The organism is Haemophilus parainfluenzae (genome assembly GCF_014931395.1).
Taxonomy (GTDB): Bacteria; Pseudomonadota; Gammaproteobacteria; order Enterobacterales; family Pasteurellaceae; genus Haemophilus_D.
Genome location: NZ_CP063120.1, coordinates 1 through 12,205, shown reverse-complemented (window position 1 = coordinate 12,205; position 12,205 = coordinate 1). Strand labels below are relative to the sequence as shown.

Annotated in this window: 12 protein-coding genes; 8 read left to right on the top strand and 4 right to left on the bottom strand. The window is 39.8% G+C overall.

Annotated features, from left to right (window positions below; all coding sequences use genetic code 11):
* Window positions 1–9 precede the first annotated feature (9 nt).
* A complete protein-coding gene (locus INP94_RS00060; RefSeq protein WP_197543633.1) occupies window positions 10–228 on the top strand; it encodes a YheU family protein in 219 nt (72 codons plus the stop codon).
* 16 nt (window positions 229–244) lie between these two features.
* On the top strand, window positions 245–913 hold the full coding sequence (gene crp / locus INP94_RS00055) for a cAMP-activated global transcriptional regulator CRP (protein WP_049369445.1): 669 nt from the start codon (window positions 245–247) through the stop codon (window positions 911–913).
* Window positions 914–1,422: 509 nt separating this feature from the next.
* Here crp and nagE read toward each other — a convergent pair.
* On the bottom strand, window positions 1,423–2,889 hold the full coding sequence (nagE, locus tag INP94_RS00050; protein WP_197543632.1) for an N-acetylglucosamine-specific PTS transporter subunit IIBC: 1,467 nt from the start codon (window positions 2,887–2,889) through the stop codon (window positions 1,423–1,425).
* 228 nt (window positions 2,890–3,117) lie between these two features.
* On the opposite strand from nagE, the gene INP94_RS00045 reads away from it, so the two are divergent.
* The 6 genes from INP94_RS00045 to nagA all read left to right on the top strand — a co-directional run bounded on the left by INP94_RS00045 (window position 3,118) and on the right by nagA (window position 8,578).
* On the top strand, window positions 3,118–3,807 hold the full coding sequence (locus INP94_RS00045) for an N-acetylmannosamine-6-phosphate 2-epimerase (protein ID WP_197543631.1): 690 nt from the start codon (window positions 3,118–3,120) through the stop codon (window positions 3,805–3,807).
* Window positions 3,808–3,818: 11 nt separating this feature from the next.
* Window positions 3,819–4,757 (top strand): N-acetylmannosamine kinase, encoded by a 939-nt coding sequence (locus INP94_RS00040; protein WP_197543630.1) that lies wholly within the window; start codon window positions 3,819–3,821, stop codon window positions 4,755–4,757.
* Entirely contained in the window at window positions 4,750–5,616 is an 867-nt protein-coding gene (locus tag INP94_RS00035) for a MurR/RpiR family transcriptional regulator (protein ID WP_005698439.1), read from the top strand. The genes INP94_RS00040 and INP94_RS00035 overlap by 8 nt, the downstream gene beginning before the upstream one ends.
* 9 nt (window positions 5,617–5,625) lie before the next feature.
* Window positions 5,626–6,504, top strand: coding sequence for an N-acetylneuraminate lyase (gene nanA / locus INP94_RS00030; RefSeq protein ID WP_005695560.1), 879 nt, complete (start codon window positions 5,626–5,628; stop codon window positions 6,502–6,504).
* 88 nt (window positions 6,505–6,592) lie between these two features.
* The gene (gene nagB, locus INP94_RS00025; protein ID WP_197543629.1) at window positions 6,593–7,396 is read left to right on the top strand and encodes a glucosamine-6-phosphate deaminase; all 804 of its coding nucleotides are present in this window, start codon (window positions 6,593–6,595) and stop codon (window positions 7,394–7,396) included.
* 36 nt (window positions 7,397–7,432) lie between these two features.
* Window positions 7,433–8,578 (top strand): N-acetylglucosamine-6-phosphate deacetylase, encoded by a 1,146-nt coding sequence (gene nagA / locus INP94_RS00020; RefSeq protein ID WP_049363071.1) that lies wholly within the window; start codon window positions 7,433–7,435, stop codon window positions 8,576–8,578.
* Window positions 8,579–8,641: 63 nt separating this feature from the next.
* Here nagA and recF read toward each other — a convergent pair whose 3' ends face one another.
* From recF to dnaA, 3 genes are read right to left on the bottom strand one after another with little or no spacing between them, the layout of a single operon-like run.
* Complete coding sequence (gene recF / locus INP94_RS00015; RefSeq protein ID WP_197543628.1) at window positions 8,642–9,724, bottom strand: DNA replication/repair protein RecF; 1,083 nt, start codon at window positions 9,722–9,724, stop codon at window positions 8,642–8,644.
* A gap of 5 nt (window positions 9,725–9,729) precedes the next feature.
* A complete protein-coding gene (gene dnaN / locus INP94_RS00010) occupies window positions 9,730–10,830 on the bottom strand; it encodes a DNA polymerase III subunit beta (protein ID WP_197544244.1) in 1,101 nt (366 codons plus the stop codon).
* A gap of 10 nt (window positions 10,831–10,840) precedes the next feature.
* Window positions 10,841–12,205 carry a chromosomal replication initiator protein DnaA gene (gene dnaA, locus INP94_RS00005; RefSeq protein ID WP_197543627.1) on the bottom strand — a complete coding sequence of 455 codons (1,365 nt, stop codon included), beginning with the start codon at window positions 12,203–12,205 and terminating at the stop codon, window positions 10,841–10,843.

Sequence of the window (12,205 nt, the reverse complement as noted above, 5' to 3'; positions counted from 1 at the left end):
GATAAATATATGATTATTCCGTGGCAAGAATTGCCAACCGAAACCTTAGAAAATATTGTGGAAAGTGTGGTACTTAGAGAAGGTACCGATTATGGTTCACACGAATTTTCTTTAGAACAAAAAAAACAACACCTACTAAACAAAATTCGCAATGGAAGTGCAGTGATTGTTTGGTCAGAATTACATGAATCCATTGATATAAAAGATAAAATGGAATTTCTAAAATAAATCAATAGGAGCTTATATGTCAGAAAATGTAGAATTATTAGAAGAACAAAAGCCGCAGGACGATGATCAACAACGTGATCCTGCTCTGGATTGGTTCCTAACGCACTGCCATTTACATAAATATCCGGCAAAATCGACCTTAATTCATGCAGGGGAAGATGCGAATATTTTATATTTCTTAATTAAAGGAACCGTGATGGTTTCATCGAAAGATGATGAAGGCAAAGAGATGATTTTATCTTATTTAGGTGCCGGACAATTTTTTGGTGAGGCAGGTTTATTTGATGAAGGCTCGAAACGTTCTGCTTGGGTGAAAACGAAAACCCCTTGTGAAATTGCGGAAATTTCCTATAAAAAATATCGTCAGCTTATTCAAATTAATCCTGAGATTTTAATGTTCCTTACTTCTCAGTTATCAAAACGCTTGCAAAACACGTCTCGACAAGTGACTAACTTGGCCTTTTTGGATGTGGCAGGGCGTATTGCTCAGGCGCTTATGCATTTAGCAAAACAGCCTGAAGCGATGACGCATCCTGATGGCATGCAGATTAAAATTACGCGTCAGGAAATCGGTCAAATGGTGGGCTGTTCACGTGAAACCGTAGGGCGAATAATTAAGATGCTGGAAGATCAGAATCTCATTCATGCGCACGGCAAAACCATTGTTGTTTACGGCACTCGATAGCAAAAATAACCGTCTTTAATCAGACGGTTATTTTATTTTTGTTACATTGATGTGATAGTTGAAATGGCTTTGTTAATTTTTATACGAAAAGCGAAAAAATACTTCTTTTAGTGAAATATCTTAATTGACAAAATAGCGGAAGACTTCTATCATAATACAGCCTTCCAATGTGGTTTGTTTGGAAGTCAGGATTGGTCTCCTGAATATATAAGTGGCTTTTAAAAGATTCTTAATCTTTTAATTTTATATCGCAGACTGGAACCCCAGAGATGCTTTAAATCTATGGTGGGCTAGGTAGAAATCCCGCAGGGATGCGATGCAGTAAGCCACTTGCTGTTAAGACCAATTCTGCTTAGTTCCACCACCCTTCAAAACAATCTTCAATTTTCAAATATTCATCAAAATCACTTCAAACGAGAAATTCTCAGTTAAAGTGCGGTCATTTTTTGCTTTATTTTTGACAAAAAAATACCGACCTATTTCTAAGTCGGTATTTCATTTGGTGTGTGTTATTTCACTTTTTGTTTCATGGCTTCTGCCACAAGTTCAGCTTCAGGGCCGAGAACCACTTGTAAGCCATCATTACCAATTTTCACGATGCCTTTTGCACCAAGAGACTTGAGTTGCTCTTCATTAATTTTGTGTTGATCCACTAAGCTTAAACGTAAGCGAGTGATACAAGCATCAATATTTTTGAAGTTATCAGCACCACCTAAAGCATCAATAAATTTGACCGCTCTTTCTTCGCGAGATTGGCTTGCTGCTGGTTGTGCTGCAGTGGTTTCTTCTGCTTCTTCTGTACGACCTAATGTTTTTAAGTTGAAAGCTTTAATTGCAAAACGGAATACGGCATAGTAAATCACGAAGAATACTAAGCCTTGTACAATTAGCATATACCATTCAACGGCTAATGGGTTGCGTGATGAAAGTACCATATCCACGAGACCTGCACTGAAACCGAAGCCTGCGATCCAATGCATTGTTGCGGCGATAAAGACAGAAATACCGGTTAATACCGCGTGGATGAAGTAAAGTACTGGTGCAACAAACATGAAAGAGAATTCTAATGGCTCGGTGATACCAGTGAAGAATGAGGCAAACGCACCTGCAAGCATGATTGATGCCACTTTAGTTCTTTGGCTTGGTTTAGCGCTGAGATAAATCGCTAATGCGGCACCCGGTAAACCGAACATCATGACAGGGAAGAAACCGGCTTGATACATACCGGTTACACCAACCGTTGCAGTGCCTTCAGCAAGTGATTTAGCACCACCTAAGAAGTTTGGAATATCATTGATACCTGCGACGTCAAACCAGAATACTGAGTTCAATGCATGGTGTAAGCCAACAGGAATGAGTAAACGGTTGAAGAAACCGTAAAGACCAGCACCGACCGCGCCTAAATCTTTAATGCTTTCACCGAATGACACTAAACCGCCGAAAATATATGGCCAGATGTAAAGCAATACGAAGCTGATGAACATCATGACAAAGGAAACGACGATTGGCACAAGGCGTTTTCCGCTAAAGAAGGAAAACGCTTTTGGCAATTCTACTTGATAGAAACGGTTATAAAGTTCAGCCGAAATCACCCCGATCAAAATCCCAATAAATTGGTTATTGATTTTCCCGAAGGCGGCTGGCACTTCACTTACATCGATATGTTGTAGCTGAGCAACGCTGCCAGGTGAAAGCAGAGTGGTTACCACATAGTAACCCACTAAACCTGAAAGAGCAGCAGAACCATGTTTGTCCTTAGATAAACCGAAAGCAACGCCAACGGCAAAAAGCAGGCCCATGTTATCGATGATAGCACCGCCTGATTTAATTAAAAATGCAGCAAGTTGACTGTTCGCTCCCCAGCCATCTGGGTCAAGCCAATAACCAATACCCATCAGTACAGCGGCTGCTGGTAAGACAGCAACAGGTACCATTAAGGCTTGCCCAATTTTTTGCGCATAACCTAACACATTCATTTTTTTCTCCTATTTATAGTAATGAAGTATTACTTCATATTCTAAAGTAAAAAAAAATATTTTGTATAAATGTGGTAACTTTATCTCAAAATTGAGAAGCCGATCACAAATTTTGAAATTATACTTCAAAAATATTTTTTTTATGGTGCAAGCTTTGCTGCGTTTTACTATAATGCTCAGAAAGCCAAAAAAGGAAACCAAGTGTTACTGTCTAATGTAGGAGTTTATATGTCGAAATTATCACATAATGAAGTCTTAGATAAAATCAAATTTGGTCTTATTGCTTCTTGTCAGCCTGTCGATGACGGCCCGATGGATAAACCAGAAATCGTGGCGGCTATGGCACAGGCTTCTGTTATTGGTGGCGCAGCGGGCTTGCGTATTGAGGGAGTAGAAAATCTTAAAGCAACACGCCCTACTGTGAATGTGCCGATTATTGGTATTGTGAAACGTGATTTACCTGACAGCCCTGTACGAATTACCCCATTTTTGCATGATATTGAAGATTTAGCGAAAGCTGGTGCAGACATTATCGCTGTGGATGGGACAAATCGTCCTAGACCGGTAGATATTGAAAGTGCGGTCAAAAAAATCCACGAATTAGGCTGTTTGGCCATGGCGGATTGTTCGAATTTAGAAGAAGGCTTGTACTGTCAAAAACTCGGTTTTGATATTGTGGGCAGTACGATGTCTGGCTACACAGGTGGCACTGTACCGGAAGAGCCTGATTATCAATTAGTTAAAGATTTGAAAGCGGCAGGCTGCCGAGTCATGGCGGAAGGACGTTATAACACCCCTGAGTTGGCGAAAACGGCAATTGAAATTGGTGCTTATTGTGTGACAGTTGGTTCTGCATTAACGCGTTTAGAGCATATTGTAAGTTGGTTTGCCGAAGCCATTCATTCAGCGAAAAAATAAAGGAAGAAGATATGTCATTAACAGTGGATAGTGGGCAGACATTACAGCGTTGTTTGGCATTAGATATTGGTGGCACGAAAATCGCTTCTGCTATAGTGAAAAATGGTGAAATTCAGCAGCGAAAACAGATTTCCACGCCACAGGATGACGCTGCGCAAGCCATGCATCAAACCCTTGCTCAGTTGCTAAAAGAATATGAAGGGCAGTTTGATTATGTCGCTGTTGCTTCAACGGGCATTATTAATCAAGGCATTTTGACTGCACTTAATCCTAAAAATTTGGGTGGATTAGCCCAATTCCCATTAAAAGACAGCATTGCACAGCATACTGATAAACCGATTGGTTTACTTAATGATGTGCAAGCTGCAGCCTATGCAGAGTATCAACTACAAAATCCTAATGATGTTCAAAACTTTACCTTTATTACGGTTTCCACAGGCGTAGGGGGCGGTTTAATTTTAAATCATCGTTTACTTACTGAGCCAAACGGCATTGCTGGGCATATTGGTCATACGTTGGCCGATCCTAATGGTCCAATTTGTGGCTGTGGTCGCCGTGGTTGTGTTGAAGCCATTGCATCAGGTCGAGCCATTGAAGCGGTTTCTTCTCAATGGGATGATCCTTGTGATCCGAAAGAAGTTTTTGCGCGTTTCCACCAAAATGATGAAAAAGCGACCGCACTTGTGACTCGTTCAGCCCAAGCTATTGCAAATTTAATTGCGGATTTGAAGATTGGATTAGACATGCAAAAAGTCGTGGTTGGCGGTAGTGTAGGGTTGGCAGAAGGCTATTTGCCGTTAGTTCAATCTTTATTAGGTGAACTTCCCGCTGTTTATCACTGCGAATTAGAAAGCGCTCAATTTGGACAAGATGCAGGCTTGATTGGCGCGGCTTACTGGGTAAAAGATTGCTTATTACAAGCAAAAAATACGGGAGTGGTTTATGGCTAAAAACGGCAATATTTTAAATACCATCAGCTCGTTATACCGCAGTTTAACGAAAACTGAAAAGAAAATTGCAGATGCGATTTTATTAAATCCCGATCTTGCGGTGCAAGCTCCTTTAGCTGAAATTGCCGCTCATTTAGAAGTGGGGGAGGCGACCTTTGTGCGTTTTTGCCGTACTCTCGGCTTTAAAGGCTTCAGTGATTTTAAATTGGAATTATCCATCGAGCTTGCCACAAAAGATGGCAAAGATAACACCGTATTAGATTCAGATATTACCGATTCTGACAACTCATTGAATATTGCGCATAAGCTGAAATCTGCCATCAATAACGTGATGGATGAAACCATTAATTTATTAGATTTTGAGCAGTTGGAAGAGGCAGTAAAAGCTATTCAACAAGCAAATCGTGTCTTTTTATTTGGTGTGGGTACATCCGGTATTACCGCGGAAGATGCCAAAAATAAACTGATGCGTATCGGTGTGCAAGTGGATGCGACGGGTAATAATCATTTTATGTATATGCAGGCATCGTTATTGACGAAAAAAGATGTGGCAATTGGTTTGAGCCATTCTGGTTATTCTCAGGAAACAACTCATACCATGAAAATCGCCAAAGAAAACGGTGCCAAAACCATTGCGATTACGCACAGTTTGCGTTCACCCATCACAGAATATGCCGATCTTGTTTTAGTGAATGGTAATAAGCAAGGCAAGTTACAAGGCGACTCTATCGGCACGAAGATTGCTCAATTATTCGTATTAGATTTGATTTACGCTTTATTAGTACAGGCATCACAGGAAAGTGCGGTCAAAATAAAGCAAAAAACATTAAATGTCATTTTAGAACAACGTATCAAATAGGAGAGAAAAATGCGTAACTTAAAAGGTATTTTTAGTGCGTTATTAGTATCATTCAATGAAGATGGCTCTATCAATGAAAAAGGTTTGCGTGAAATCATTCGCTATAACATTGATAAGATGAAAATTGATGGTTTATATGTAGGTGGTTCAACAGGTGAAAACTTTATGCTTTCTACGGAAGAGAAAAAACAAATTTTCCGTATTGCGAAAGATGAAGCAAAAGACCAAGTCGCGCTAATCGCACAAGTGGGGAGTGTGAACTTACATGAAGCAGTGGAATTAGGTAAATATGCAACCGAATTAGGCTATGACAGTCTTTCTGCAGTAACCCCATTCTACTATAAATTCAGCTTCCCTGAAATCAAACATTACTATGACACTATTATTGCTGAAACAGGCAATAACATGATCGTGTATTCAATTCCGTTCTTAACAGGCGTGAATATGGGCATTGAGCAATTTGGCGAACTTTATAAAAACCCGAAAGTGCTTGGTGTGAAATTTACCGCTGGGGACTTCTATTTATTAGAACGTTTGAAAAAAGCTTATCCAAATCACCTCATCTGGGCTGGTTTTGATGAAATGATGGTACCTGCAGTATCTCTCGGTGTAGATGGTGCAATTGGTAGCACATTCAACGTAAACGGTGTGCGCGCAAGACAAATATTTGAATTAACCAAACAAGGTAAATTGGCTGATGCGCTTCAAGTTCAACACGTGACCAATGACCTTATCGAAGGCATTTTAGCGAATGGCTTATATCTCACTATCAAAGAGTTATTGAAACTAGATGGCGTAGATGCAGGTTATTGCCGTGAGCCAATGACAGCGAAAGCAACGCCAGAGCAATTAGCGAAAGCGAAAGAGTTAAAAGCAAAATATTTATAAATTAATGGAAAAGTGACCGCACTTACTTCTTGCCTCTCTCTATCGGAGAGGAAAGAATGTCGGTGTGGTACCGATAAGGAAGGTTATTATGCGTCTCATTCCTCTGAATAATGAACAACAAGTCAGCCGTTGGGCGGCGCGTCATATTGCTGATCGAATTAATCATTTTAAACCTACCGCAGAACGTCCTTTTGTATTAGGTTTACCAACAGGTGGTACGCCACTTAAGACCTATCAAGAATTGATTAAATTAAATCAAGCAGGAGAAGTGAGTTTTAAACATGTGGTGACTTTCAATATGGATGAATACGTGAGTTTACCAAAAGAACATCCAGAAAGCTATCACAGTTTTATGCATAATAATTTCTTCAACCATATTGATATTCAACCGCAAAATATCAATATTTTAAATGGTAATACCAATGACCATGATGAAGAATGCCGCCGTTATGAAGAAAAAATTAAATCTTATGGCAAAATTCATTTGTTTATGGGCGGTGTAGGTGTTGACGGACATATTGCCTTTAATGAACCTGCGTCTTCTTTAAGTTCGCGTACCCGTATTAAAACTTTAACGCCAGATACTATTATCGCGAATTCTCGTTTCTTTAATAATGACGTAAATCAAGTACCAAAATATGCCTTAACAATCGGTGTAGGGACATTACTTGATGCAGAAGAAGTGATGATTTTAGCAACGGGCCATAATAAAGCGTTAGCCGTACAAGCTGCGGTAGAAGGCGGTATTAATCACCTTTGGACAGTGAGTGCTTTACAGCTCCATCGCCATTTTGTTTTAGTATGTGATGAGCCTGCATTACAAGAATTGAAAGTCAAAACAGTGAAATATTTTACTGAATTGGAAGGTCGCGCGATTCATAGTGTATTATAAGTGCGGTTAATTTTAATTTGATTTTAGGAAGGTATGATGAAGTATGCATTAATTAACAGCGTAATCTACACGAAAAATGAAGTCTTAAGAGATTATGCAGTGGTTATTGAAGGGGAATATATTCAATCCGTTATTCCACAAAGCGAATTAGAAAGCGGGATTAAAACCATTGATTTAAAAGGGCATAATCTCACTGCAGGTTTTATTGATTTGCAATTAAACGGCTGCGGCGGTGTGATGTTTAACGATCAAACAAGCGTGGAAACATTAGAAATTATGCAAGCCACGAACTTAAAATCAGGCTGTACCAGTTTCTTACCAACGTTTATTACTGCACCGGATGAAGATATCAAACGCGCAGTAAATATTATGCGTGAGTATTTGAATAAGCATAAAAATCAAGCGCTTGGCTTACATATCGAAGGACCTTATTTAAGTCTAGAGAAAAAAGGGGTGCATCGTCCGGAATATATCCGTGAAGCGACGCCAGAGATGAAAGATTTCTTGTGTGATAATGCGGATGTGATTACTAAGTTAACTATTGCTGCTGAAAACCCAACGGTGCAATATATTCCTGATTTTGTGAAAGCAGGCATTATTGTGTCTATTGGCCATTCTAATGCGACTTATGAAGTAGCAAAAGCCGCCTTTCATAAAGGGGCAACTTTTGCGACACACTTGCATAATGCAATGTCGCCGATCAGTTCAGGACGTGCGATGGGCGTAGTTGGCGCAGTGTTAGATTCCGATGTTTACACGGGGATTATTGTAGATGGCGTGCATGTGAATTTTGGTAACGTTCGCTTAGATAAAAAAGCGAAAGGCGATAAACTTTGCATTGTAACCGATTCTCTTGCTGCTGCAGGTGCACCACCTGAATTGGAAACTTTCACTTTTGTAGGAAAACCGATTTATGTGAAAGAAGGTCGTTGTTACGACGCAAATGGTACGATTGCGGGCGCATCGATTACCATGATGGAATCTATTAAGAATGCTGTAGAGTATGTGGAAATTCCATTAGCAGAAGCGATTCGTATGAGTAACCTGTACCCAGCAAGAGCGATTGGCGTAGATGACCGTTTAGGTTCTGTTGAAGCGGGTAAAGTGGCTAATTTGGCTGTATTCACAAAAGATTATGATGTGATTGGTACCGTATTGAATGGTGAATGGAAACCAAACTAAAGTGCGGTCAAAAATAGCATTGTTTTAAACGTAATCCGATCTTTAAACAGATCGGATTATTTTTTATGGTTGCAATTCGGTGATCTTACCGGTATCCACTTGGAATAATTTCCCTTTACCAACCTGCATTTCTTTGAGTTGGCCTTGAGTAATAGCGGTTACGAAAACTTGAGAACCACTTTGTTGCAAGCGTTCAGCTAGAAGCGCACGTTTATGTTGATCCAACTCTGAGGCAAAGTCATCAATTAGAAAGATACAATGACGTTGTTTTTGAATCATTAAATGCTCACCTTGGGCTAAACGTAGCGCACACATCAATAATTTTAATTGACCACGAGAGAGTACATCTTCCACGGGGAGTCCATTGGCTTTAAAACGGAAATCGGCTTTTTGTGGACCAGAAACCGTATAGCCAATGGCTTTATCTCGCTCAAAGTTTTGCGCCAATAATTCACCATATTCTGTCTCTTTCTCCCAGCCTTGATGAAAGCTAACAGTTATCTCTAATTCGGGTAAAAATAATTGGCAGGTTTTTTCAATTTCTGGGCGTAAGGCTTCTGCATATTCAGCACGCCAATCACTCACTTGGTGGGCTAATTTGGCTAATTCAATATCCCATATTTTTATTGCAGAATAAGGCTGATTTTGACTTAATGCGGCATTTCGCTGTTTTAATAAGCGGTTTAATGCGACCCAAGAGGAATGGAAACTATTATGGTGGTGGAATAAGCCCCAATCTAAAAATGCGCGTCGAAAACTAGGTCCGCCATTTAATAGGGTAAGCCCTTCTGGCGTAATTAATTGCATGGGTAAAAGGTGAGCAAGATCAGCAATTTTGTTACCATCTTCACCGTTTATTTTTGCAATGGTATTACCTTGACGAAGTTTTTGTAAGCCAACAGACCATTGATGTTGACTTTCTTGAATTTGGCCAAAAAGCGTGAAATGAGGTTCATCGTAAGAAATGATGCGATTAGAAACCGCACTTTTGAAAGAGCGTCCATGTCCGAGATAAAAAATGGCTTCTAATAAGCTCGTTTTCCCGCTGCCGTTGTTGCCGACTAAAAAGTTAAAGCCGTGATCAAATTCAAGATCCACGGCATTTAAATTTCTAAATTTTTCAACAATTAAGCGGGAAATGGCCATTATTTCTAGAGGCGCATTGGCATAATGACGTATTCTGCGCTTGTATCTTCGCTGTTTTCAATTAAGCAGCTTGATGATGCATCAGTGAGGCGAATACGTACTTGTTGGCATTTTAAGGCATTCAATACGTCTAAAATGTAAGTCACATTAAAGCCCACTTCCATTTCTTCGCCTTGGTAATTCACATCCACGATTTCTTCTGCCACTTCGTGTTCAGGGTTAGATGCGGTAATTTTAAGTTGGTTTTCACTTAAGTTTAAACGCACGCTACGTACACGTTCATTTGAAAGGATAGAAGCGCGTACAAAAGCTTGTTTTAAGGTTTCCCAGTTACCTTCTACGATACGAGTTGCATTACGAGGCAATACACGACGGTAGTCAGGGAAGCGACCATCAATGAGTTTTGAGGTAAACACAATGTGGTTTAAGTGAATGCGAAGGTTATTCGTGCCAATTTGCAAACGAGCAAGTTCGTCACTGCTTTCTAATAAGCGATTCAGTTCTAATACACCTTTACGTGGCAGAATCACCGAATGGGTTTGCAGATCTTGATCTAATTCGATCGTACAAACTGCAAGACGGTGACCGTCAGTTGCAACAGTACGTAATAAATTACCTTCAGTTTCAAATTTCATGCCGTTTAAGAAATAGCGGGCATCCTGGTTTGCCATTGAAAATTGGGTTGCTTCAATTAAGCGACGCAAGGTGCTTTGCGGTAAGGCAAAATCCACTTCAGATTGCCAATCCGTTAGATTTGGATATTCTTCAGCGGGTAGCGTAGTGAGATTAAATTTACTGCGACCAGACTCTACAATTGCGCGATCTTCTTCAAAGGTAACCGTAATTTCAAATTCATCTGATAGCGTGCGGCAAATATCTAAGAATTTTTTAGCCGGAATGGTGAAAGCGCCATCTGCCGTTGAAGAAGAAAGTTGAGTATAGCTAGAAAGCTCAACTTCAAGGTCTGTACCTGTAATGGTTAAACGGTTATCTTCAATTTGTAATAACACGTTATTTAATACAGGAATATTCGGACGATTGCTTAATACGCCACAAACTTGCTGTAAGGGTTTTAATAGATTTTCTCTTGAAATGCTAAATTGCATCATTGGCTCCTTATGCAGATAATGTGCGAATTAAATTCGCCCAATCTTCTTGAATACTGCTGTCTTTTTCACGGAATTTTGGCACTTCACGGCAGGCATTTAAGACTGTCGTGTGGTCGCGTTCAAAGGCACGGCCAATTTCCGGTAAGCTTTTATTGGTTAATTCTTTCGCTAACGCCATCGCAATTTGGCGTGGACGAGTGACGGATCTTGCTCTACTTTTTGATTTTAAATCCGCCACTTTAATTCGATAGTATTCTGCCACGACTTTCTGAATGTTTTCAATGGTGACCAAACGTTCTTGTAAGGCAAGAATATCTTTTAATGTGTCACGGACAAAATCAATATCAATGTGACCACCCTTGAAGTCTTGCATCGCTTTTACGCGGTTTAAGGCACCTTCTAATTCACGAACATTGGTGCGTAAGCGTTGGGCAATAAAGAATGCTACTTCTTCAGGCAGTTCCATATGATGTTCTTCTGCTTTTTTCAGCAAAATCGCAACACGAGTTTCTAAATCAGGTGGTTCAATCGCAGTGGTTAAACCCCAACCGAAACGAGATTTTAAGCGTTCTTCAATTTTCTCAATTTCTTTTGGATAGCGGTCAGAAGTCAAAATGATTTGACGCCCAGTTTCAAATAAACTATTGAAAATATGGAAAAATTCTTCTTGTGTTTTTTCTTTTTCTGCGAAGAATTGAATATCATCCACTAATAACGCATCAAGAGAACGATAGAATTTTTTGAATTGATCCATTTTATTATCACGCATTGCTTTTACCATGTGCTGCATAAAGTTATTAGCATGGATATAAAGCACGCGAGCATTTGGCTTATTCGCTAAAATGCCATTACCGATTGCGTGTAATAAGTGAGTTTTACCTAAACCTGTACCACCATATAAAAAGAATGGGTTTGCGGTTGGTTCACCAGGTGCTAGGGCAAGTTTTTGGCCTACTGCACGAGCGAGTTGGTTTGATTTACCTTCAACAAAGTTTTCGAATAAATGTTTACGATTTAGATGTGATTCAAATTTAGTGGATGAATCTGATTCTTGCTGAAAACTCACCGCACTTTCTTGATGATTATTCGTTTGAATTGGGGCTTCAACTGCTTTTGGAGCTGGTTTTACCCCTTCTTTTACGATAATTTGTAAATTTGGATTTTTAGCAATGGCTTGGCAAATTTGATGAATTTGGGCCAAGTAATGATTTTCCACCCAGCTTTTCACAAACATATTTGACGCATATAACACCACTTGATCTTGCGAGATGACATCCGCTTGTAATGGGCGTAACCACGTGCTGAGATCCATCGGGGAAACCTGATCTTGTAGTTGTGATAAGCAATCTTGCCATAGGTTGGAAAGGCTCAC